Below are 23,318 nucleotides of genomic sequence, written 5' to 3'. Positions count from 1 at the left end.
GCCGACGACGGCTCTGCTGCGGGCGCCGCTGCCTCGGAGCGCGAGCCCCGTGGATCCGGCCGTGACGTCGAGCAGACCATCCCGATTCCCACGTCGAGCCGCGTACGGGCCCGGTTGCACCGGCTCGGTGGGCAGCGCTCGCCGGGCAACCCGGTGCTCGAGCCACTGCTGCGGTCGGTGCGCACGTCGCACCCCAAGGCCGACGTCGGCCTGATCGAGCGGGCGTACGCCACTGCCGAGCGGGCCCACGAGGGCCAGCGTCGCAAGAGCGGCGACCCCTACATCACCCACCCGCTGGCCGTCGCCACCATCCTGGCCGACCTGGGCATGCCCGAGGCCACCCTCGCCGCTGCGCTGTTGCACGACACCGTCGAGGACACCGACTACACGCTCGACCGGCTGCGAGCCGACTTCGGCGACGAGATCGCGATGCTCGTCGACGGCGTCACCAAGCTCGACAAGGTCACCTACGGCGAGGCTGCCCAGGCCGAGACCGTGCGCAAGATGGTCGTGGCCATGGCGCGCGACATCCGCGTGCTCGTGATCAAGCTCGCCGACCGGCTGCACAACGCGCGCACGTGGCGCTACGTCAGCGTCGAGTCCGCTCAGCGCAAGGCCCGCGAGACGCTCGAGATCTACGCTCCGCTGGCCCACCGGCTCGGCATGAACACCATCAAGTGGGAGCTCGAGGACCTCTCGTTCGCCACGTTGTACCCCAAGGTCTACGACGAGATCGTCCGGCTCGTGAGCGAACGGGCACCAGCCCGCGAGGAGTACCTCGCGAAGGTGCGCGAGCAGGTCACCGCCGACCTGCGCAGCGCCAAGCTCAAGGCCACGGTGACCGGCCGACCGAAGCACTACTACTCGATCTACCAGAAGATGATCGTGCGCGGTCGCGACTTCGAGGACATCTACGACCTCGTGGGCGTGCGCGTGCTGGTGGAGTCCGTGCGCGACTGCTACGCGGCGCTCGGCGCCTTGCACGCGCGGTGGAACCCGGTGCCTGGCCGGTTCAAGGACTACATCGCGATGCCCAAGTTCAACATGTACCAGTCGTTGCACACGACGGTCATCGGGCCGAGCGGCAAGCCGGTCGAGATCCAGATCCGCACCTTCACGATGCACCGGCGCGCAGAGTTCGGCGTCGCCGCGCACTGGAAGTACAAGGAGCAGCCGTCGGCCTCCGGGGTCGTGGAGGGCGACACCGGCGCGACCAACGACATGGCCTGGCTGCGTCAGCTGCTCGACTGGCAGCGGGAGACGGCCGACCCGGGGGAGTTCCTCGACTCGCTGCGCTTCGAGATCAACGCGCGTGAGGTCTATGTCTTCACCCCCAAGGGTGACGTGGTGGCGTTGCCGGCCGGGTCCACGACCGTCGACTTCGCCTACGCGGTGCACACCGAGGTGGGTCACCGCACCATCGGTGGCCGGGTCAACGGCCGCCTCGTGCCGCTCGAGAGCACGCTGGAGAACGGCGACGTGGTCGAGGTGCTCACCTCCAAGGCCGCGAGCGCGGGGCCGAGCCGCGACTGGTTGAGCTTCGTCAGAAGCCCCCGCGCGCGCAACAAGATCCGTCAGTGGTTCAGCAAGGAGCGCCGCGAAGAGGCGATCGACCGCGGCAAGGACGAGATCGCGAAGGTGATGCGCAAGCAGCACCTGCCGATCCAGCGCCTGATGTCCCACGAGGCGCTCATCGCCATCGCCGACGAGCTGCGGTACCCCGACATCGACGGCCTGTACGCCGCGATCGGCGAGAGCCACGTGTCGGCGCAGAGCGTCGTCGCCAAGCTCGTGCAGTCCCTCGGCGGCGAGGAGGGCGCGAGCGAGGACCTCGCCGAGGCGACTTTGCCGAGCCGCGTCTCGCGCCGCCCGCGCAGCGGTGACCCGGGCGTCGTCGTCAAGGGCGTCGACGACCTGTGGGTCAAGCTCGCGCGCTGCTGCACCCCCGTGCCGGGCGACCCGATCATGGGGTTCGTGACGCGGGGCAGCGGCGTCTCGGTGCACCGCGAGGACTGCTCGAACGTCGCGGGGCTGCGCGCGCAGCCCGACCGGGTCGTGGAGGTCGAGTGGGCGCCGTCGTCCGCCACGGTGTTCCTCGTGCAGATCCAGGTGGAGGCGCTCGACCGGTCGCGGTTGCTGTCGGACATCACGCGCGTGCTGTCCGACGCACACGTCAACATCCTGTCGGCGAGCGTGCAGACGTCCCGCGACCGCCTGGCCATCTCCCGTTTCGCCTTCGAGATGGGCGACCCCGGTCACCTGGGCCACGTGCTCAACAGCGTGCGGAGGGTCGATGGCGTGTTCGACGCCTACCGGCTCTCCGGTGGTCGCCAGACACCCACGGGGTGAGCGGCGCGGCGCCATTACTTTCAGTAAAGCAAAAGTAAACTGTGCGTAATGGTCTGCCGATAAGACGGGTGTCCGCCGTCGCCGAGGAGCCCGCAGTGCCTGACCCGTCCGAGCCCCCGTGGCTGCGTGATCTCGAGCTGACCGTCGGCTCGTACGACGCGGTGGCCGTGGCCGCCCAGCAGTGGCTGGAGCAGCACGCGGCGCACGCCGACGCGGTGGTGGTGCGCCGTGTCGAGCTCGTCGACGCGGCCGTCAGCACCCGTCGGGGCCTGCTCGAGGACGGCGCGACCCAGATGCGCGAGATCCGCCAGTGGGCGGTCGACCGCGGGGAGGCGTACCTGCACGCGCGCGCCGAGCGCGTGCTCGGCGTCCTGCTGCGGCGGGCCGGGGAGTCCACGGCGAGCCTCGAGCACGCGGTAGCAGCCGTCAACGTCCTGCCGGCGGAAACGCACCCGACGGTGCTCGCCGACCACCTGGTCTGCCTGGGTGACGCCCTGGCGCTGAGCGGCTCGATCGACGAGGCCCTCGAGGAGTACCTGCGGGCCGAGCAGCTCGCGCGCGCGTGCGACCACGACGAGCTGTACCTGCTGGCCCTGAACAACCGCACGTACACGCTGTACGAGGACGCCCGACTCGACGAGGCGGTGCTGCTGGCCGACGAGCTGGTCGCGGCGACCCTCGAGGTCACCGGGGAGCTGCCGCTGCACACCCTCGACACCGCGGCCAGCATCTACGCCGCCGCGGGCCGGCTGGAGGAGGCCGAGCGGCTCTTCGCGATGGTCGAGTTCACCGACGACGTCGCGCCCGAGGACGCGTCCGAGACGCTGCTGTCGCTGGCCAGGGTGCGGCGCCAGCGCGGCGACCTGGACGGCGCACGCCAGACCCTGGCTCGGGTGGCCGCCGTCTGCGAGGGGCAGCATCTGGGCGCCGTCGAGATCCGGGCCCTCAGCGAGTGGGCTGAGCTCTCCGCGGCCACCGGGGACTACCAGCGGGCCTTCGAACAGTACAAGCAGTACCACGAACGACTACTCGCCCAACGCGTCGTCGAGCAGGAGGCGCGCGCCCGGATGATGCAGGCCATCTTCCAGACCTCGCAGGCTCGCGCCGAGAGCGAGCGGTTCCGCGAGATGTCGTACCGCGACCCGCTCACCAAGCTGCGCAACCGCCGGTACGTCGACGAGCACCTGAGCGAGCTCATCGACACTCAGCTGGCCGAGGGCCGCTCGCTCGCGGTGGCGTTCATCGACCTCGACCTGTTCAAGCGGATCAACGACACCTGCTCCCACGAGGCCGGAGACGAGGTGCTGCGCCGGGTCGCCGCGGTGCTGGACGGCGCCACGCGTCACGCGGCGGGCGGGTTCAGTGCGCGGATGGGCGGCGAAGAGTTCCTCGTGGCGCTGCCGGATCACGACCGGGCGAGCGCCGAGGAGCGTCTGGAGGACCTGCGCCGAGCGGTCGAGGACATCGACTGGGACGGCACGACCTGCGGGCTCCCGGTGACGGTGAGCATCGGCTGCGCCACGGCGCCCGACGACGGCGTCGAGCGGCTCCTGCTGCTGGGCGCCGCTGACCGCCGGCTCTACGCGGCCAAGGACGCGGGCCGCAACCGGGTCGTCAGCCTGCGCTGACGACCCGGCGCGGCGGCACCGGACTCAGCCGCCGAAGTCCTGCAGCGCCTTGCGAGCCTGCTCGAGCCACTCGCGGCGAGCCGCGATCGCCGCCTCGGCCTCGGCGACGCGCTTGGCCTTGCCCTGGTCGTGCGCCTTCTTCAGGTCGGCCTCGAGGTCGGCGATGGCGTTCTCTAGCTGGTCGACGGCACTCTGGGCGCGAGCCCGCGCCTCGGGATTGGTGTTGCGCCAGCGGGCGTCCTCGACCTGCCGCACCGCCTGCTCCACCGCCCGCAGCCGCCGCTCGACCCGCTCGAGGTCGCCGCGCGGCACCTTGCCTGCCGCCTCCCAGCGGTCCTGGATGTCGCGCAGCGCCGACTTCGCGGCGTCGAGGTCGGTCACGGGTACGAGCGCCTCGGCCTCGACGAGCAGCTGCTCCTTGACCTGCAGGTTCGCCGAGAACTCGGCATCCTGCTCGGCCTGGACGGCGTGGCGTGCCGCGAAGAACGCGTCCTGGGCGGCGCGAAACCGCTGCCACAGCTCGTCGTCGTCCTTGCGGGCAGCTCGGCCGGCCGTGCGCCAGCGGTCCATCAGCCGCTTGTACGCCGCGGCGGTGGGTCCCCAGTCGGTCGAGCCCTGCAGAGCCTCGGCCTCCTTGACCAGCTTCTCCTTGGCAGCCTTGGCCTCCCCGTGCTGCTCGTCGAGGTGGGCGAAGTGCTGCCGGCGCTTGCGGTCGAACGCCGTGCGGGCGTGGCTGAAGCGCTTCCAGAGCTCTTCCTCGCTGCGACGGTCGAGTCGCACCGCGGGCGTCTCACCGGCCGTCGGTGCGGGGGTGCCGCCACGCTTGCCGCCGGCCGCCCGCTGCTCGGCCTGCCAGGTCTCGAAGAGCTCGCGCATGCGCTGACCGTCCGTGCGCCACTGCGTGCGCTCGGCCGGGACCGCGGCGATCTTCTCCGCCTCCTCGACCAACGCGGTACGCCGGGCGCGAGCCTGCTCGCGGGCCTGCTCGCGCGCCGCCTCAGCCTCCTTGCGCTTGGCTGCGGCCACGGGCCCGAGCGCCTCCACCCGCCCGGCCAGCGCGTCCAGGTCGCCGACGGCCCGGACGTCGCTCATCGCCGTGCGCAGCTTGGCCAGGCTCGAGTCGATCTCGCCGACGGGGACGTCGGCAGCGGTGAGGCGCTGCTCGAACAGCTCCACCTGCGCGGCCAGCTCGTCGTACTTGCGCGCGAAGTAGGCCAGGGCCTCCTCAGGTGAGGCGCCGGGGTAGGAGCCGACCTCGCGTTCGCCGTCTGCGGTGCGCACGTAGACCGTGCCGTCATCGGCGACGCGGCCGAACCGCATGGCTTCGGCGGACGCCGGACGCGCTGCGGCAGCGGGGGGCGCGGGCCGTGGCGAGGGTGCGGCGGGCCGGGCGGCCACGGTCGCCGGAGTGGGGGCCGACGTCGGTGCGGGCGTGGGCTCGGGCGTGGGCTCGGGCGTGGGCTCGGGCGTGGGCTCGGGCGTGGGGGCGCCTGCAGCCGCGCGCTCGCTGTCGTCGAGGCCGTCCGGGGTGCTGCCGGCGGTCGTCTGCTCGTCGCTCACTGCTTCGCCACCTTGATGCTGTTGATCGTCACGGTCTGCTTGGGGGCGCCGTCACCGCTGCCATCAGCCGTGCCCTTGGCCGCGATCTGCTGCAGCACGTCGAGACCCTGGGTCACCTTGCCGAAGATCGTGTACCCGCCACCCTCGGTGGGCAGCGTGGTGTCCTTGTACACCAGGAAGAACTGGCTGCCGTTGGAGTTCGGGTCGCTCGAGCGCGCCATCGCCACCGTGCCGGCCGGGTAGTGCCCGTCGGAGGGCGCGTTCTCGATGCCGTACTGGTAGCCGGGGCCGCCGGTGCCCGTGCCCGTGGGGTCGCCGCACTGCAGCACGTAGATGCCCTGCGTGGTGAGCCGGTGGCAGGTGGTGTCGTCGTAGAAGTTCTTCTGGCTGAGGAACACGAACGACGAGACGGTCTGCGGCGCCTTCTTGCCGTCGAGCTGCAAGGTGATGTCGCCCGCGCTCGTGGCCAGCTTCGCGGTCCACTGCGCCCCGGCCGCCAGGGAGGACGGCGGCGGCGAGGGGAAGGACTGGGCAGATCGGGTCGATGTCGGAGTGCTCGACGCCGACGCCGACGCCGACGCTGAGGGGGACGGCGAGGTGGCGGTGGCGGGCGAGCCGTCACCACCGGTGAGCCGGGTGAGCAGGTAGGCACCGGCCGCCACGACGAGCACGGCGACGACGGCACCGAAGACCTGCTGGTTGCGGCGCTGCCGGGCGGCGCGAGCCTGCAGCGCGGCCTGGCGCTTGGCGTAGCGACGCTTCGCCCGCTCGCGGTCACGGTCGATCGGCACGCGGTCCCTCCTGCTTCGTCATGGGCTGTCTCGGTGGCCGCAGCCCTGCGGCGGTCAGTCTAGGGATGCCCGCCGAAGCCAGGCTGAGCCCAGGGTCACGAACCGGTCACGAGTGCGCGAGCCGCGCCCGCTAGGCTGACGCGGTGCTGATCGCCGGGTTCCCCAGCGCCGTGTTCGGGACGAACTGCTACGTCGTCGCGGCCGGTGCCGGTGAGGAGTGCCTGGTGGTCGACCCGGGCATCGCCGTCCTCGACGACCTCGCGCAGGTGCTGCGCGAGCACCGGCTACGCCCGGCGGCCGTGCTCCTCACGCACGGCCACCTGGACCACACCTACTCGGTGACGCCGGTGTGCGGTAGCCACGGCATCGCCGCCTACGTGCACGCCAGTGACCGCGAACGGCTCGTCGACCCGCTCGCCGAGTTCGCCTCCACCGGCATGTTGGCGATGCTCGAGCAGCAGTTCGGGTCGGCGGCCACCTGGCGCGAGCCGGACGACGTGGTGGAGGTCGGCGACGGCGCCACCCTCGAGGTCGCGGGCCTGCAGCTGGACGTCGTGCACGCACCCGGCCATACCGAGGGGTCGGTGATGTTCGCCCTGCCGCAGGTTCCGAGCGGCGCGCCCGACGAGGTGTCGCGCACGCTGCTCACCGGGGACGTGCTGTTCGCAGGGAGCATCGGACGCACCGACCTGCCGGGCGGTGACCACGCGGCCATGCTGCGCTCCCTGCGCGATCGCGTGCTCACCCAGCCGGACGACTCGCTCGTCCTGCCCGGCCACGGCCCCGCCACGACCATCGGCCGCGAGCGCGCCAGCAACCCGTTCCTGCGCGAGCTCCTGGCCTCCTGACACCCGCGGTCCACGCCGCGGCTCCCGGAGGAACCCATGTCCCGTCCCACCCCGCTGTCCGGCTACCCCGAGTGGCTGCCGGCGCAGCGCGCGGTCGAGAAGCAGGTCGTCGACACGCTGCGCCGTACCTTCGAGCTGCACGGCTTCGCTGGCATCGAGACGCGCGCCGTCGAGCCGATGGAGCAGCTGCTGCGCAAGGGTGAGATCGACAAGGAGGTCTACGTGCTGCGCCGGCTGCACGCCGACCCCGACGAGGGGGACGACTCCCGCTCCCTCGGCCTGCACTTCGACCTGACCGTGCCCTTCGCCCGCTACGTGCTCGAGAACTCCGGGCGCCTGCAGTTCCCCTTCCGCCGCTACCAGGTGCAGAAGGTCTGGCGCGGCGAGCGGCCGCAGGAGGGGCGCTACCGCGAGTTCCTGCAGGCCGACATCGACGTCGTGGGTGACGGCGCGCTCGCGTTCCACCACGACATCGAGGTCGTGGAAGTCATGGCCGAGGCGATGTCCCAGCTGCCCCTGCCGGCGCTGCGGATGCAGGTCAACAACCGCAAGCTGGTGCAGGGCTTCTACCGCGGGCTCGGCGTCGACGACGTCGCCGCGGTGCTGCGTGCCGTCGACAAGCTCGACAAGATCGGGCCGGACGCCGTCCGCGAGGCGATCACGGCAGAAGGGCACTCGGTGGCCGTGGCTGATGCGTGCCTGCGCTTGGCGGCGATCACGGGCGCCGACGCCCGCGTCGTCGAGCAGGTGCAGGCGCTCGGCGTACGCAACGACGAGCTCGACGAGGGCCTGGCGGAGCTCGCGGCCCTGCTCGACGCCGCCGGCGGACGCCGGGGGTCGGTCGAGGTCGTCGCGGCGTTGAAGATCGCGCGGGGGCTCGACTACTACACCGGCACGGTCATGGAGACCGTCATGAAGGGCTACGAGCACCTCGGCTCGGTGAGCGCCGGAGGTCGCTACGACGCGCTCGCGAGCGACGGCAGCACGACGTACCCCGGTGTGGGGATCTCCTTCGGCGTCACGAGGACGCTCGCGCCGCTGCTGGCGCGCGGGGTGCTGACGGGCTCGCGGTCGACGCCCAGCGTCGTGCTGGTGGCGCTCGCGTCGGACGACGCGCGGCCGGCTGCCCGCCAGGTCGCCACGGCGCTGCGGGCCCGCGGCATCGCCTGCGAGCTGGCGCCGGCGCCGCAGAAGTACGGCAAGCAGATCCGCCAGGCCGAGCGCCGGGGCATCCCGTACGTCTGGTTTCCCGCCGAGGCCGCGGCGGACGGTGTCGCCGCGGTGCGTGACATCCGCACCGGCGAGCAGGTGCCTGCCGACCACACCACCTGGTCACCGCCGCAGGACGACCTGCGGCCGACCGTCGTGCGAGCAGAGGAGAGCTGACGTGGAGCACCGGATCCTGGGACGCACCGGCCGCGAGGTGTCGGTGGTCGGTCTCGGCTGCTGGCAGCTCGGCGCCGACTGGGGCGCGGTGAGCGAGGACGACGCCCTGGCCACCCTGCATGCCGCAGCCGACGCCGGCGTGACCTTCTTCGACACCGCCGACGTGTACGGCGACGGCCGCAGCGAGCAGCTGGTCGGCCGGTTGCTGCGCGAGCGTGGCGACGCCGACCTCGTCGTGGCCACCAAGATGGGACGCCGCGCAGATCCCCACGTTCCCGAGGCCTTCACCGGCGAGAACCTGCGCGCCTGGAACGACCGCAGCCGGCGCAACCTCGGCGTCGACACGCTCGACCTCGTGCAGCTGCACTGCCCCCCGACGGCGGTGTTCTCCGACGACCGCGTGTTCGACGAGCTCGACACCATGGTCGACGAGGGCCGCATGCGCGCCTACGGCGTCTCGGTCGAGACGGTCGACGAGGCCCTCACCGCGATCGCCCGGCCGCACGTGGCGAGCGTGCAGATCATCCTCAACATCCTGCGCCGCAAGCCCCTCGAGCAGGTGCTGCCGGCGGCCCGCGAGGCCGGGGTCGCCATCATCGCCCGCGTGCCACTCGCCAGCGGCCTGCTCACCGGCAAGTACGACGAGCACACGACCTTCGCCGCCGACGACCACCGCAGCTACAACCGCTCGGGTGAGGCCTTCGACGTCGGCGAGACGTTCTCGGGCGTGCCGTTCGACGTCGGCGTGGCCGTGGCCCGCGAGGTCGCCGCGCTCACACCTGACGGCGCCACGACCGCTCAGCTCGCCCTGCGCTGGGTCGTCGACCAGTCGGGGGTCAGCACCGTGATCCCCGGGGCGCGCTCACCCGAGCAGGCCCGGGCCAATGCCGCCTCGGCTTCGCTGGCGCCGCTCGACGACGACACGCTGGAGAAGCTGCGACGGCTCTACGACGAACAGGTCCGCGACCTCGTGCACGACCGCTGGTGACGCGCGTCGCTCACCAGCTGCGCGTGCGACCCGGCACGGTCACCGACCGCTGCTCGGCCTGACGCCGGCGCGCGGCCAGCCGTTCTCGCTCCTTGGCGAACACCAGGCGCGCGATGCGCTCGGTCTGCCGGTGCTCGACGCCCACGAACGAGCCGCGCAGCGTGAAGTTCGCGACCTCGATCACCTGAAGCTGCACCTGCAACGGCTCACCCTCGGGCCAGCTGACGAGCACCGGCACGACCATCCCCGGGCGGACGCTGCCGGCGGTGTTGAGGTCGAGGGTGGCGAGCAGCCCGCCGGCTGAGATGTTGCGCGTGCGCCCGGACACGACCCGCGGGGTCGCGTCGTCCGCGGAGGCGGGGATGGTGACGCTCAGCGGCAGCTCGACGTCGCCCCGCACCTCCTGACGGCGCTGGGTCACCGGAGCGGCCGTGCCGAGGTGCAGCGACATGCCCGCACCGTCGGTGACCACACGAGCCCGCAGGCTGACCACACCCTGGCTCGTGGGGACGTCCACCGTGCCCGGACCCACCGCGAGCGCCTCGCTCGATCCCATGACGGGCACCCGTGCACCGGCGGAGTCCTCGACGGCACCGGCCGCGTGCACCGTGGTCTCGGCCAGCGTCTTGAGCGTGACGCGGTCCGGCCCGGCGACCAGCGTGAGGGTCGACCCGGCGGCGATGGTGATCTCCATGCGGGCTCCCTCCTGCTCGTTGCGATGCCCCGACGCACCCGTCGCGCTGCCTATCGGCTGGCCGGGGCGGTTCTCGAGGGGTTTCTCGCACCTGGTGGCCGGCGGTCACGGTCGGGGACCCGGGCGCGGACCCGTAGGATCGACAGGTCACCCACATCGATCCCGAGGGGAATTCCCGTGTTGCGCACGCACGCGGTCGGCACCTTGCGCGCCGACCACGAAGGTCAGACCGTCACGCTCACCGGCTGGGTCGCCAGCCGGCGTGATCACGGCGGTGTGGCCTTCCTCGATCTGCGCGACGCGAGCGGCGTCGCGCAGGTGGTCGTGCGTGACGAGGTGCTCGAGTCCTCGGACGCGCACGGGCTGCGCAACGAGTACTGCATCAAGGTCATCGGCGTCGTCGGACGCCGCCCAGCCGGCAACGAGAACCCGCACCTGCCCACCGGTGAGATCGAGGTCACGGCCACCGAGCTCGAGGTGCTGAGCGAGAGCGCACCGCTGCCGTTCCAGATCGACGAGCGCGTGGAGGTCGGCGAGGAGGCGCGGCTCAAGCACCGCTACCTCGACTTGCGCCGTCCGGGCCCGGCGGCCGCCCTGCGGCTGCGCAGCGCCGCCAACCAGGCCGCGCGCGAGGTGCTGCAGCAGCACGACTTCGTCGAGATCGAGACGCCGACGCTCACCCGCTCGACCCCCGAGGGAGCTCGCGACTTCCTGGTGCCCGCGCGGCTGCAGCCGGGCAGTTGGTACGCGCTCCCGCAGAGCCCTCAGCTGTTCAAGCAGCTGCTCATGGTGGCCGGCATGGAGCGCTACTACCAGATCGCGCGCTGCTATCGCGACGAGGACTTCCGCGCCGACCGCCAGCCCGAGTTCACCCAGCTCGACATCGAGATGAGCTTCGTCGAGCAGGACGACGTCATCGCGCTCGGCGAGCAGATCGCCGTCGCGCTGTGGCGGCTCATCGACGTCGACCTGCCGACGCCGTTCCCGCGGCTGACGTACACCGACGCGATGCGCCGGTTCGGCACCGACAAGCCCGACCTGCGGTTCGGCAACGAGCTCGTCGAGTGCACCGAGTACTTCCAGGACACGCCGTTCCGCGTGTTCCAGTCGGAGTACGTCGGCGCGGTCGTCATGCCCGGTGGGGCGAGCCAGCCGCGCAAGCAGCTCGACGCGTGGCAGGACTGGGCCAAGCAGCGCGGGGCCAAGGGCTTGGCCTACGTGCTCGTCGGCGAGACGGGTGAGCTCGGTGGCCCGGTCGCCAAGAACCTGAGCGAGTCCGAGCGTGCAGGCCTCGCGGCGCACGTGGGGGCGGCCCCGGGTGACGCCGTCTTCTTCGCCGCGGGCCCGGCCAAGAGCTCGCGGGCGCTGCTCGGCGCGGCCCGGCTCGAGATCGGCCGCCGCTGCGGCCTCATCGACGAGTCGGCCTGGTCGTTGCTGTGGGTGGTCGACGCGCCGCTGTTCGAGCCGGCGTCCGACGCCGTGGCCAGTGGCGACGTCGCCGTCGGTTCGGGGGCCTGGACCGCCGTCCACCACGCCTTCACCTCGCCCAAGGCCGAGTTCCTCGACACCTTCGACACCGACCCCGGCTCGGCGCTCGCCTACGCCTACGACATGGTCTGCAACGGCAACGAGATCGGCGGCGGGTCCATCCGTATCCACCGCCGCGACGTGCAGGAGCGCGTCTTCCAGGTGATGGGGCTCGCGCCGGAGGAGGCGCAGGAGAAGTTCGGCTTCCTGCTCGACGCTTTCGCGTTCGGTGCGCCGCCGCACGGTGGGATCGCGTTCGGGTGGGACCGCATCTGCGCCCTGCTGTCGGGCACGGACTCGATCCGCGACGTCATCGCCTTCCCGAAGTCCGGTGGCGGCTTCGACCCGCTCACCAGCGCTCCCGCGCCGATCACGGCCCAGCAGCGCAAGGAGGCCGGCGTCGACGCGATGCCCAAGCAGCAGGTGCCCCCGGCCGAGGCGGCAGCCGACTCCGCCGCCACCGCCGCCTCCGCCGCCTCCGCTGCCTCCTGAGCCCAACCCCCCGTCGGTGATCATGCACGCCAGCGCACTTCTGCTGCGCTGGCGTGCATGATCACGGCGAAGGGGTGGGGGCTGGACGGCGGAGCCGGCGCGACGACCACCGGTGCACGCCGCCGAAGCCCAGCCGCTCGTAGAGCCGCCGGGCCACCGCGTTGTCGGCGTACATCCCCAGCGTGACCACCGGACGCCCACCGAGCAGCGCGGCGCGGGTGAGGGACGACGTCACGGCCTCGCCGTAGCCCCGGCCCCGCACGTCGGGCCGGGTCGCGATCGAGGCCAGGTGCGGGACGCCGGGCACCGACTCGGTGTGCGCGCCGCACGCCAGCAGCTCGCCGTCGTCGCCGAGGACGCCGTGCCAGGTCAGGGTGTGCGGGCTCCCGGCGGCCGCGCTGGCGCGCGGGTTGGCGACCGCCAGCAGCGCCGTGACCTCGGCGCCGTGCGCGTGACCCAGGTCGGTCACCTCGTCGGCCCGCGGGTGCGGCGCGGGCGGCCGGGTCGCCTGCATCCAGTCCCAGTCGTCGCCCACCGAGGCGTCCACGACGTCCGCCACCCCCAGCGCGAGCGTGCCGTGGGGGAGCGTGGCCCAGTCGGCGTCCGGCGCCTGCTCGACGAGCGCGGGGAGCGCGGCGGCGGCGACCCCCGGGGTCGAGACGAGGGTGATGCTCGTGCGTCGCGGCCCGGCCCGCAGGAACGCGACGCCGCCCTCGAACGCCCATCCCCGCACGCTCTGGCGCGGGTCGAGCGCCCAGCGGACGAAGTCGTCGCCCTCGGCGGCCGCCAGGAGGTCGGCGTACTCGGTGACGTCCTGCAGCCGCCAGCCCATCAGTGGGCGCCGATGCCGAACCGGTCGTGCAGGCGGCGCAGCGGATGCGGCGCCCACCAGTTCCACTCGCCGAGCAGCGTCATGGTCGCGGGCACGAGGAGCATGCGCACGAGCGTCGCGTCCACCATCACGGCGGTCATCAGCGCGACGCCGGTCTGCTTCACGGTCAGCACCTGCGCCACCAGCAGCCCGGCGAACACGATCACCACGAGCAGCGCCGCGGAGGTGATGATCCGGCCCGAGCGCTGCAGGCCGGCTGCCACCGCCTCGTCGTTGCTGTGCCCGAGGTCGCGCTGCTCCTTGATCCGCGAGAGCAGGAACACCTCGTAGTCCATCGCCAGCCCGAAACCGAAGGCCAGCACCATGGGCGGGATCGTCGTCTCGACCGCGCCGGTGGACGTGAAGTGCAGCAGGTTCTCCAGGTGGCCGTCCTGGAACACCAGGGTGACGACACCGAGGGAAGCGCCGAGCGACACCACGTTCATCACCAGGGCCTTGAGTGGCACCAGCACCGAGCCGGTCATGAGGAACAGCAGCACGAACGTCGCGATCACCACGAGCGCGATGGCCCACGGTGCGCGGCGCACGAGCGCGTCGGTGAAGTCCATCTGGCCGGCGGCCTGGCCGGTCGCGTACGCCGGGAAGTCCGGCCGGTGATCGCGCAGGTGCTGGACGACGCCGCGCGCCACCTGCCCACCGGCGTCCCCGCCGTCGACCCGCACACCGAGCACCGTGACGTCGCCGCGCTGCACCGGCTGGTCGACGCTCGCCACGCCGGGGATCGCCGCGACCTGTGGCACCCAGGCGGCCACCTGCTGCGGCGTGGCCTGCGCGACCACGACCACGTCGGGGTTGGCCAGGGCCGGGTAGTGGGTGTCGAGCTGCTCGACGAACGTCCGCTGCTCGGAGCCGACCGGCATGAGCTCGGGCCCGGACGACCGCAGCTGCATGCCGAGCGACGGCAGTGCGACGAGCACCAGCACGGCGGTGACGGCCACGGTGACCAGCCACGCGTGGGCCTGGACGACGCCGGCGAGGCGGGAGAAGACGCCCTCGGACGGCGCCACGTCGCCCAGCCGCCGCAGCAGCACCCGCAGGCCGGGCACGCGCTGCGGCAGGCCGGGACGCACCAGCCGGGCGCCAGCCAGCCCGATCAGGGCCGGGACGAAACCGACGGCCACCACCAGCGCGACCGCCACGACGCTGACGCCGGCAGAGCCGATGGCGCGCAGGATCTCGGCCTGGAAGAACATCAGCCCCGACAGGCTGATGGCGACGATGAGGCCGGAGAACAGCACGGTGCGTCCGGCGACGGCCACCGTGCGGCCGACAGCGTGCTCAATCTCCTCGCGGGTCGGGGTGTGGTCCGACATCACACCGCGCAGCTCCTCGCGGAACCGGCTGACGATGAGCAGGCCGTAGTCGATGCACAGACCCAGACCGAGGATCGTCACGACGTTGACCACCGTGGCGTCGAGGTCGATGACCTGCGAGAAACCCCAGAGGGCGGCCAGGCCCCCGCCGATCGAGGCGACTGCGCCGAGCAGCGGAACCCCCGCGGCGATGAACCCGCCGAAGACCAGCACCATGACGACGAGGCTGATCGGCAGGGCCACCCCCTCGCCCGTGCGCAGGTCGACCTCGACCCGGTGGGTGATCTCGTCGACCAGCTGAGGTGTGCTGCCCGTCGTCGCGGTGGCACCTGGCAGCTGTCGGGCCGTCGCGGCGGCCCGCGCCTCCACCCAGTGCGCGCGCTCGAGCTCGACGGACGTCGACAGTCCGGGGTCCAGCTGCACGAGCAGCGCCACGCCACGTCCGTCCCGGTCGAGCAGCCGCTTGGCGGCCGGGCCGGTCACGCCGCCGGGCACCGCGTACGGCGACGTCACGGCGGTGACGTGCTGGCTGTCGGCCAGGGTCGTGGCGAGATCCCCGATCGCCGCGCGCACCGAGGCATCGGCGGGGTCGACGCCGTCGATCACCGTCGTGACGGTGGGGCCGACCTTGGCCTGCGCGTCGAGCAGGTCGCGGCCGGTGCGCGAGTCACCCGGCACGGTGGGCTCACCGCTGCTCAGGCGGTCGAAGAGCGCTCCACCGCCGAGCAGGCCGAGCGCCAGCGCGAAGGCGGCGAGCACGACCAGCACCCACCCGAGGACGACGACGCGCGCGTGGCGGGCCTCGAACCGCCCGAGGCGCTCCAGGAAGGTCACGAGCAGAGCCTGCCAGGCGCCCGAGGTGCGCGGGTGCAGAGCCCCACGTACGTTCGGTGCATGAGCGATCAGACACCGGACGCCGCAGGGGCCGAGAAGCCCGTCGAGCAGTGGGCCACGGGCGACGAGCCGGCCACCGGCCCGCAGCTGAGCTACCTGTCGACCCTGGCCCGCGAGGCCGGCGAGCAGGTGCCCGAGGGCCTGACCAAGGCGCAGGCGTCCGAGCTCATCGACAAGCTGCAGGGGGAGTCGCCCCGAGTGGAGGGCTGAGTCGGTCGGGCGCCGAGTTCGCGGGTAGGTTCACGCCGTGAGCGACCTGTTCTCGGTGGACGACGGCACCGACCGCCCGGCGGCGCCGCTCGCCGTGCGCATGCGACCGCGCACGCTCGACGAGGTAGTCGGCCAGGAGCACCTGCTCGCGCCCGGCTCGCCGCTGCGGCGCCTGGTCGAGAGCGGCGAGGGCCCCGCGGGCCCGTCGTCGGTGATCTTGTGGGGGCCGCCCGGCACCGGCAAGACCACCCTCGCGCACGTCGTCTCGCAGGGCACCGGCGGTCGCTTCGTCGAGCTGTCGGCCGTCACGGCCGGTGTCAAGGACGTGCGGTCGGTCATGGACGCCGCCCGTGACGAGCTCGCCCTGCACCGCCGTACGACCGTGCTGTTCCTCGACGAGATCCACCGCTTCACCAAGGCCCAGCAGGACGCCCTGCTGCCCGGCGTCGAGAACCGCTGGGTCGTCCTCGTCGCCGCCACCACCGAGAACCCGTCGTTCTCCGTGGTGTCGCCGCTGCTGTCGCGCTCGCTGCTCGCCACCTTGCGCCCCCTGGACGACACGGCGATCGCCCGGCTCATCGAGCGCGCCGTCCACGACCCCCGCGGCCTGGACGATGCGGTCGCGCTCGACGCCGACGCGCTCGAGCACCTCGTGCGGCTGGCGGCCGGCGACGCCCGCCGGGCGCTCACGGCCCTCGAGGCCGCCGCCGGCGCGGCCCTGGCCGACGCGCCCGAGGAGGGCGCCGTCGTCCTCACCACCGAGCACGCCGAGCGGGCCATCGACGCCGCCGTGCTGCGCTACGACCGCGAGGGCGACCAGCACTACGACGTGGCCAGCGCGTTCATCAAGTCGATGCGGGGCTCCGACGTCGACGCGGCGCTGCACTACCTCGCCCGCATGCTCGAGGCGGGGGAGGACCCGCGCTTCGTCGCCCGGCGCATCATCATCGCGGCGTCCGAGGACGTCGGCCTGGCCGACCCCACCGCTCTGCAGACGGCGGTGGCCGCCGCCCAGGCGGTGCAGCTCATCGGGATGCCCGAGGCGCGGATCGTGCTCGCCCAGGCGGTGGTGCACCTCGCGACGGCCCCCAAGTCCAACGCGGCGTACCTGGCGATCGACGCGGCCATCGCCGACGTCCGCGCCGGACGCGCCGGCACCGTGCCCTCGCACCTGCGCGACGCGCACTACCCCGGCGCGAGCAAGCTCGGCCACGGCAAGGGCTACGTGTACTCCCACGACGAGCCGCACGGTGTGGCCGAGCAGCAGTACCTGCCCGACACCCTCGTCGGGCGCGAGTACTACGCGCCTACCGACCGCGGCGCCGAGCGTGACGTCACCTCGCGCCTGGCCCGCCTGCGCCGCATCCTGCGCGGCCACTGACGTTGATCACGTTGAGTGGGTGACACGCCGCTTGCCGAGGGTTGGACCCCTCGACAAGCGGCCGGACCCCTCGACAAGCGCACGCGGGACGACGGCCGCCCGCTTCCCGAGGTGATCGCCGGCAGCGCACGGGGTAGGGTCGGGACGCTGCCTGCGCCCGCCAGCCACCCGGTATCCGCCGACCGTGCGCTGCCGGGCACCCCGGGAGGGATGCGTCGGATGTCGGCTGGAGACATCGCAGGACTCATCGCCGCGGTCGCCTTCGTGGCGCTCGTGGCGCTGCTCGCTGTGCCGATCCTCAAGCTCGGCCGGCTCATCGACGACGCCCGCGGCACGGTGCAGGGCGTCACCACCGAGAGCCTGCCTCTGCTGCGCGAGGTGACGACCACGGTCACCACCACGAACGGCGAGCTCGAGCGGGTCTCGGCCATCACGACCAACGTGCAGCAGATGACCACCAACGCCTCCGCCCTCACCGCGCTGTTCGCCGCGACGCTCGGCTCGCCGGTGATCAAGGTGGCGGCGTTCACCTACGGGGTGCGCCAGGCCATGAGCGGGCGGCAGGCGTCGGCCGGCACGCGCCGTCGGCGACGGAGGGGCTGATCGTCGTGCGCAGGGTCTTCTGGATCGCTCTCGGCGCGACCGCTGGCGTGCTCGTCGTGCGCAAGCTCACCAAGACCGCGGAGTCGTACACGCCCGAGGGCGTCGCCAAGGGGCTGGCCGGCCTCGGTGAGGGTCTGCGCGAGATGGCGCAGGTCGTGCGCGAGGCGATGGACGAGCGCGACGCCGAGCTGCGCCTCGCGCTCGGCGTCGACGAGGGCGCCATCGACCCCGCCCGCGCGCAGGCGCTCATCGACCACCCCACGGGCGAGCACGCCTGGGCGACGTCGGGCGACGCCGACCGGGCGAGCAACCCCGCGCACCGCGCGGCCGGCGGCCGAGCTCGGTAGGGGCCGAAGCGCCCCCGCCCTCCACGACCGTGCACACCCAGGGGCCGCACCCGAGCCGGAGCGAGCGCTTCGCGCCACGGCCCCGAGCCAGGACAGGATGACCCTCATGGAGACCGCCGAGATCCGGCGTCGCTGGCTGCGCTTCTTCCAGGACAACGGGCACACCGTCGTCCCGAGCGCGCCGCTGCTGTACGACGACCCCAACCTGCTGTTCGTCAACGCGGGCATGGTGCCCTTCAAGCCGTACTTCCTCGGCCAGGAGCGCCCGCCGTACCAGCGCGCCACGAGCGTGCAGAAGTGCGTGCGTACGCTCGACATCGACGAGGTCGGCAAGACCAGTCGGCACGGCTCGTTCTTCCAGATGAACGGCAACTTCTCGTTCGGCGACTACTTCAAGGAAGGCGCCATCGAACTGGCCTGGGAGCTGGTGACGCGCTCGCAGGCCGAGGGCGGCTTCGGGCTCGACGAGGCCAAGCTGTGGGTCACGGTGTTCCACGACGACGACGAGTCGATCGAGCTGTGGAAGCGCATCGCCGGCCTGCCCGACGAGCGGATCGTGCGCCGCGGCCTGGCCGACAACTACTGGCACATGGGCGTTCCCGGCCCGGGCGGCCCGTGCAGCGAGATCTACCTCGACCGCGGCCCCGAGTACGGCCCGGACGGCGGCCCGGAGGTCGACGAGGACCGCTTCATGGAGTTCTGGAACCTCGTCTTCATGCAGTACGAGCTCGCCGACGTGCGCTCGAAGGTCGACTTCGACATCGCGGGCGACCTGCCGGCGAAGAACATCGACACCGGCATGGGCCTCGAGCGCATCGCGAGCATCCTGCAGGGCGTCGACAACCTGTACGAGATCGACGAGGTCTACCCGGTCATCGCCCGGGCGTCCGAGCTGAGCGGCCGCCGCTACGGTGCGTCGCACGACGACGACGTCCGGCTGCGCGTGGTCGCCGACCACGTGCGCACGGGCCTCATGCTGATCTCGGACGGCGTCGTGCCGGGCAACGAGGGCCGCGGTTACGTGCTGCGTCGCATCCTGCGCCGCGCCGTGCGGGCCATGCGGCTGCTGGGCGTCGACGCGCCGTCCCTGCCCGAGCTGCTGCCGGTGAGCCGCGACGCCATGGCGCCGAGCTACCCCGAGCTGCAGCGCAGCTGGGGCCGCATCTCCCAGCTCGCCTACGCCGAGGAGGAGTCGTTCCGGCAGACGTTGCGCGCGGGCACCCAGATCCTCGACCTCGCGATCGCGGACGCGCGCGAGGAGGCGGTGCGCGAGGAGACCACCGGTGGGCCCGTGGCAGGCGCGCCGCAGCTGTCGGGCTCCAAGGCGTTCCAGCTGCACGACACCTACGGCTTCCCGATCGACCTCACGCTCGAGATGGCGGCCGAGCAGGGCGTCTCGGTCGACGAGCAAGGCTTCCGCCGGCTGATGGCCGAGCAGAAGGCCAAGGCGAAGGCCGACGCGAAGGCCAAGAAGACCGGCCACGCCGACGTGTCGATCTACCGCGAGCTCGCCGACGCGCTCGGCCGCTCGGTGGAGTTCACCGGCTACGACCAGGTGGCCAGCGAGGCTCGGGTCGCAGGTCTTCTGGTCGACGGCTCATCGGCCTCGCACGCCCGCGAGGGTGACAGCGTCGAGATCGTGCTCGACCGCACGCCGTTCTACGCCGAGGGCGGCGGCCAGCTCGCCGACGCCGGGCGGATCGTGCTCGACGGCGTGGTGGTCGAGGTCGACGACGTGCAGAAGCCGCTCGGCGACCTCATCGTGCACCGCGCCCGCGTGGTGAGCGGCGAGCTCACGGTCGGCGACCACGTGCAGGGGCTGGTCGACGTCCAGCGTCGCAAGGCGATCAGCCGGGCGCACACGGCGACGCACATGGTGCACAAGGCGATCCGGGAGGCGTTGGGCGACACCGCCACGCAGGCGGGGTCCGAGAACGCGCCCGGGCGCTTCCGCTTCGACTTCAACGCCTCGGCCGCCTTGCCGCCGTCGGTGCTGCGTGACGTCGAGGCGCGGGTGAACGCGCTGCTCGCGGACGACCTGGAGGTGCACGCCGAGGTGATGTCGCAGGCGCAGGCCATCGAGGCCGGTGCCATGGCGCTGTTCGGCGAGAAGTACGGCGACGAGGTGCGCGTGGTGTCGGTGGGCGACTGGGCGCGCGAGCTGTGCGGTGGCACGCACGCGCAGCGCTCGGGCCAGCTGGGCGTCATCTCGCTGCTGGGCGAGGCGTCGATCGGCTCGGGTGTGCGGCGCGTCGAGGCGCTCGTGGGCTCCGACGCCTACGACTACCTGGCGCGCGAGCACGCGCTCGTGGGCCAGCTCACCGAGGTGCTCAAGGTGCGCCCGGAGGAGCTGCCCGACCGGGTCGGTTCCATCCTGGCGCGGCTGCGCGACGCCGAGAAGGAGATCGCGACCGTCCGCCAGCAGCAGGTGCTGGCGGCGGCGGCCGGCCTGGCGTCGTCGGCGCGGGACGTGTACGGCGTGTCGTTCGTCAGCCACGACGCGGGCGAGGGCGTGAGCGCCGACGGGCTGCGCACGCTCGTGCTCGACGTCCGTGGTCGCCTGCCCGGTGACCGTCCGGCGGTCGTGGCGGGCACCGCCGTGGCCAAGGGACGGCCGGTCGTCGTCGTGGCCACCAACGACGAGGCGCGCCGCTGGGGCGTCAAGGCCGGTGAGCTGGTGCGCGAGGCGGCCCAGGTGCTCGGCGGGGGTGGCGGCGGCAAGGACGACGTCGCTCAGGGCGGCGGCAGCGACGCCTCGCGCGTGCGTGAGGCCCTGGCCCGCATCGAGCACGTCGTCGGCGAGCGGGTCACCGGGCGCTGACGTGCCCGACGAGCGCCGCGGCGTCCGGCTGGGCGTCGACGTCGGAGCCGTGCGGGTCGGTCTCGCGGCCAGCGACCCGCACGGCATCCTCGCCACACCGGTCGAGACGCTGCGACGCGACGTGTCGGCCGGCAGCGACCTCGACCGCATCGTCCGCGAGGTCGGCGAGCGTGAGGCGATCGGGGTGTACGTCGGGCTGCCGCGCTCCCTGAGCGGGGCCGAGGGCCGCGCCGCCGGGCTCGCCCGGGAGTACGCCGGCCAGCTGGCGGCTCGACTTCGGGCTGCCGGGTCGAGCGTGCCCGTGCGGCTGGTCGACGAGCGGCTGTCGACGGTCGCCGCGCACCGCTCGCTGCGGGACGCCGGTGTGGCCGGGCGCAAGCAGCGCGCGGTGGTCGACCAGGCCGCCGCCGTCGTGCTGCTGCAGGCCGCGCTGGACGCGGAGCGCACGGCAGGTGCTGCCGCAGGCGAACAGGTCGACCCGGTACCCTCGTCCGGTGCCTGACCGCAACTCGCAGCACCAGCACGTGGACCTGGGGGCGGTCCTGGCCGACCACGACGACTCGGGGCACCTGATGGCTCACGACGACGCCCCTCGGTACAGCAGCCGCGCCGAGCGACGGCACCACGATGCCCAGCACAGCAGGCGGCGGCGCCGTCGCGGACGCCGTGGCGTCGTCCTGCTGGTCGCGGCGGTGCTGGTGATCGGCGGCGCGCTCGGCGCGGTGTTCGCGTTGCGACCGATCGTCAACCAGCTAACCGCGCCCGACGACTACACCGGCACGGGCACCGGCAGCGTCACCGTGACGATCGACAACGGCGCGAGCGGTCGCTCGATCGGGCGCACCCTGGAGCAGGCGGGCGTGGTGAAGTCGGTGAAGGCCTTCGTGGCCGCCGCGGCCGACAACCCGAAGGCCGGATCCATCCAGCCTGGCCAGTACACGTTGCGCCGCAAGATGAGCGCGGCGTCGGCGATCACCCTGCTGCTCGACCCGTCGTCGCGCAGCGCCGACCGGGTGACGATCCGCGAAGGACTGCGCGCGACGGAGATCGTCGCCGCGCTGTCGAAGGCCACGGGGGTGCCGGTCGGCGACTACACCGCCGCGCTGAAGGACCCCGAGGCGCTCGGCGTGCCAGCCGCCGCGAAGGGCAAGGTCGAGGGTTGGCTCTTCCCCGACACCTACGAGTTCGGCACCAACCTCACGGCGGAACAGCAGCTGAGCCGCATGGTGGCGCACACCCACGACGTGCTCGACAGCCTCGCGGTGAACGACGCCCAGGCGATGAAGGTGCTGACCATCGCCAGCTTGGTCGAGGCCGAGGGAGCGTCACCGGAGGACTTCGCCAAGGTGGCCCGAGTCATCGACAACCGGCTCGCCAACCAGCTGCACAACGGTGCGCGCCTGCAGCTGGACTCCACCGTGAGCTACGCGGTCGGCAGGCGAAAGCTCACGACCACCGACGCCGAGCGCAACGTCGACTCGCCATACAACACCTACCGGTACGGCGGTCTGCCGCCCGGCCCGATCAACAACCCCGGCAAGGCGGCCATCACGGCGGCGCTGAAGCCGACGCCCGGCCCGTGGCTGTACTTCGTCACGGTCGACCCGTCGACCGGTGAGACGAAGTTCGCGACGACGGCCGCAGAGCACCAGCGCAACGTCGCGCAGTTCCAGAAGTGGTGCCGCGACAACCCCGGCCAGTGCTGACGGCGCGATGACGGTGCGGCGCGCGGCCGTGCTCGGCAGCCCGATCGCGCACTCGCTGTCGCCGGTGCTGCATCGCGCGGCGTACGCCTCGCTCGGGCTGACCGACTGGCGCTACGACGCGGTGGAGGTCGGCGACGAGGCCGCGCTGCGCCGGTTCGTGGAGGCGTGCGACGGCTCGTGGGCGGGGTTGTCACTGACGATGCCGCTGAAGCGGCTCGTCCAGCCGCTGCTGCGCCGCCAGTCCCCGCAGGCGGTGGCGACCGGCTCGGTCAACACGGTGCTGTTCACCGCCGACGGCCTGGTGGGCGACAACACCGACGTCGAGGGTCTCGTGCGCGCACTCACCGAGAGCGGCGTCGCTCGGGCCGAGCGGGCCGTGGTGCTCGGTGGGGGCGCGACGGCTGCCTCCGCGGTGGCCGCCCTGGCCCAGCTGGGCTGCGCGAGCCCACGGGTCGTCGTCCGGTCGGTGCAGCGCGCGGCCGAGGTGTCGGTGACCGGTGCAGCCGTGGGGGTGCGGGTGCGGCTTGAGCCGTGGGACGCCGCACCTGCTGCGCTCGCCGAGGCGGATGTCGTGGTCACCACGGTGCCGGTGTCAGGTAGCGGGGAGGTGGTCGCGGCCGTCGATGCCGCCACCGTGACACCCGGGTTGCTGCTCGATGTCACGTACGACCCGTGGCCCACACCGGCGGCCTCGCGCTGGACGGCGCGCGGCGGTCGGGCGGTCGGCGGCTTCGGCATGTTGCTGCACCAGGCGGTGGCGCAGGTGCGCCTGATGACGGGGCTCGAGCCGGATGTCGAGGCGATGCGCACGGCCGGCGAGGCGACCCTGGCTCAAGAAGGCAGGGCCTCGGGCCGATAGGCAGGAGCGATACCCGCCTTCGGTCCAGG

19 protein-coding genes are annotated in these 23,318 nt (G+C 72.7%); 14 read left to right on the top strand and 5 right to left on the bottom strand.

Translation table 11 applies throughout. The features are described 5' to 3' along the window. The first annotated feature begins 78 nt into the window (after positions 1 to 78). Both ASD06_RS06980 and ASD06_RS06975 read left to right on the top strand, forming a co-directional pair. Positions 79 to 2,349: a bifunctional (p)ppGpp synthetase/guanosine-3',5'-bis(diphosphate) 3'-pyrophosphohydrolase gene (locus ASD06_RS06980; RefSeq protein ID WP_056675153.1), complete on the top strand. Its 2,271-nt coding sequence runs from the start codon at positions 79 to 81 to the stop codon at positions 2,347 to 2,349. 95 nt (positions 2,350 to 2,444) lie between these two features. Then, positions 2,445 to 3,977 carry a diguanylate cyclase gene (locus tag ASD06_RS06975; RefSeq protein ID WP_157371560.1) on the top strand — a complete coding sequence of 511 codons (1,533 nt, stop codon included), beginning with the start codon at positions 2,445 to 2,447 and terminating at the stop codon, positions 3,975 to 3,977. 24 nt (positions 3,978 to 4,001) lie between these two features. Here ASD06_RS06975 and ASD06_RS19835 read toward each other — a convergent pair whose 3' ends face one another. Then, positions 4,002 to 5,537, bottom strand: coding sequence for a DUF349 domain-containing protein (locus tag ASD06_RS19835; protein ID WP_304438677.1), 1,536 nt, complete (start codon positions 5,535 to 5,537; stop codon positions 4,002 to 4,004). Beyond that, entirely contained in the window at positions 5,534 to 6,328 is a 795-nt protein-coding gene (locus tag ASD06_RS06965) for a peptidylprolyl isomerase (RefSeq protein WP_056674828.1), read from the bottom strand. The genes ASD06_RS19835 and ASD06_RS06965 overlap by 4 nt, the downstream gene beginning before the upstream one ends. 143 nt (positions 6,329 to 6,471) lie before the next feature. Here ASD06_RS06965 and ASD06_RS06960 point away from each other — a divergent pair, with 143 nt between their 5' ends. The 3 genes from ASD06_RS06960 to ASD06_RS06950 are packed head-to-tail and all read left to right on the top strand — an operon-like array spanning position 6,472 to position 9,550. Then, entirely contained in the window at positions 6,472 to 7,176 is a 705-nt protein-coding gene (locus tag ASD06_RS06960; RefSeq protein WP_056674826.1) for an MBL fold metallo-hydrolase, read from the top strand. Between the two features lie 36 nt (positions 7,177 to 7,212). Next, on the top strand, positions 7,213 to 8,562 hold the full coding sequence (gene hisS, locus ASD06_RS06955; RefSeq protein ID WP_056674824.1) for a histidine--tRNA ligase: 1,350 nt from the start codon (positions 7,213 to 7,215) through the stop codon (positions 8,560 to 8,562). 1 nt (position 8,563) lies between these two features. Next, complete coding sequence (locus tag ASD06_RS06950) at positions 8,564 to 9,550, top strand: aldo/keto reductase (RefSeq protein WP_056674822.1); 987 nt, start codon at positions 8,564 to 8,566, stop codon at positions 9,548 to 9,550. A 10-nt stretch (positions 9,551 to 9,560) separates the two neighbouring features. On the opposite strand, the gene ASD06_RS06945 is transcribed toward ASD06_RS06950, so the two are convergent. Further along, positions 9,561 to 10,244 carry a PilZ domain-containing protein gene (locus ASD06_RS06945; protein ID WP_056674820.1) on the bottom strand — a complete coding sequence of 228 codons (684 nt, stop codon included), beginning with the start codon at positions 10,242 to 10,244 and terminating at the stop codon, positions 9,561 to 9,563. A gap of 177 nt (positions 10,245 to 10,421) precedes the next feature. Here ASD06_RS06945 and aspS point away from each other — a divergent pair, with 177 nt between their 5' ends. Further along, complete coding sequence (aspS, locus tag ASD06_RS06940) at positions 10,422 to 12,263, top strand: aspartate--tRNA ligase (protein ID WP_056674817.1); 1,842 nt, start codon at positions 10,422 to 10,424, stop codon at positions 12,261 to 12,263. Positions 12,264 to 12,324: 61 nt separating this feature from the next. On the opposite strand, the gene ASD06_RS06935 is transcribed toward aspS, so the two are convergent. Continuing rightward, entirely contained in the window at positions 12,325 to 13,095 is a 771-nt protein-coding gene (locus ASD06_RS06935; protein WP_056674816.1) for a GNAT family N-acetyltransferase, read from the bottom strand. Beyond that, positions 13,095 to 15,302, bottom strand: coding sequence for an MMPL family transporter (locus tag ASD06_RS06930; protein WP_056674814.1), 2,208 nt, complete (start codon positions 15,300 to 15,302; stop codon positions 13,095 to 13,097). Before ASD06_RS06930 ends, ASD06_RS06935 begins: the two co-directional genes overlap by 1 nt. Before the next feature lie 60 nt (positions 15,303 to 15,362). Here ASD06_RS06930 and ASD06_RS06925 point away from each other — a divergent pair, with 60 nt between their 5' ends. The 8 genes from ASD06_RS06925 to ASD06_RS06890 all read left to right on the top strand — a co-directional run bounded on the left by ASD06_RS06925 (position 15,363) and on the right by ASD06_RS06890 (position 23,289). Further along, positions 15,363 to 15,572 (top strand): DUF3072 domain-containing protein, encoded by a 210-nt coding sequence (locus ASD06_RS06925; RefSeq protein WP_056675148.1) that lies wholly within the window; start codon positions 15,363 to 15,365, stop codon positions 15,570 to 15,572. Positions 15,573 to 15,609: 37 nt separating this feature from the next. Next, entirely contained in the window at positions 15,610 to 16,953 is a 1,344-nt protein-coding gene (locus ASD06_RS06920; protein ID WP_056674812.1) for a replication-associated recombination protein A, read from the top strand. A gap of 219 nt (positions 16,954 to 17,172) precedes the next feature. Then, positions 17,173 to 17,556, top strand: coding sequence for a DUF948 domain-containing protein (locus tag ASD06_RS06915; RefSeq protein ID WP_056674810.1), 384 nt, complete (start codon positions 17,173 to 17,175; stop codon positions 17,554 to 17,556). A 5-nt stretch (positions 17,557 to 17,561) separates the two neighbouring features. Next, a complete protein-coding gene (locus ASD06_RS06910; protein WP_056674808.1) occupies positions 17,562 to 17,903 on the top strand; it encodes a hypothetical protein in 342 nt (113 codons plus the stop codon). A gap of 106 nt (positions 17,904 to 18,009) precedes the next feature. Beyond that, positions 18,010 to 20,724: an alanine--tRNA ligase gene (alaS, locus tag ASD06_RS06905; protein WP_056675145.1), complete on the top strand. Its 2,715-nt coding sequence runs from the start codon at positions 18,010 to 18,012 to the stop codon at positions 20,722 to 20,724. A gap of 1 nt (position 20,725) precedes the next feature. Then, complete coding sequence (gene ruvX, locus ASD06_RS06900; RefSeq protein WP_056674806.1) at positions 20,726 to 21,226, top strand: Holliday junction resolvase RuvX; 501 nt, start codon at positions 20,726 to 20,728, stop codon at positions 21,224 to 21,226. Beyond that, positions 21,219 to 22,430 carry an endolytic transglycosylase MltG gene (mltG, locus tag ASD06_RS06895; RefSeq protein WP_056674804.1) on the top strand — a complete coding sequence of 404 codons (1,212 nt, stop codon included), beginning with the start codon at positions 21,219 to 21,221 and terminating at the stop codon, positions 22,428 to 22,430. Before ruvX ends, mltG begins: the two co-directional genes overlap by 8 nt. A 7-nt stretch (positions 22,431 to 22,437) precedes the next feature. Continuing rightward, entirely contained in the window at positions 22,438 to 23,289 is an 852-nt protein-coding gene (locus tag ASD06_RS06890; protein WP_056674802.1) for a shikimate dehydrogenase, read from the top strand. The last annotated feature ends 29 nt before the right edge of the window (positions 23,290 to 23,318 follow it).

It is taken from the genome of Angustibacter sp. Root456, from assembly GCF_001426435.1.
Taxonomy (GTDB): Bacteria; Actinomycetota; Actinomycetes; order Actinomycetales; family Angustibacteraceae; genus Angustibacter.
Note: the sequence above shows the minus strand (reverse complement) of the source record. Positions and strands in the feature narration are given on the sequence as shown.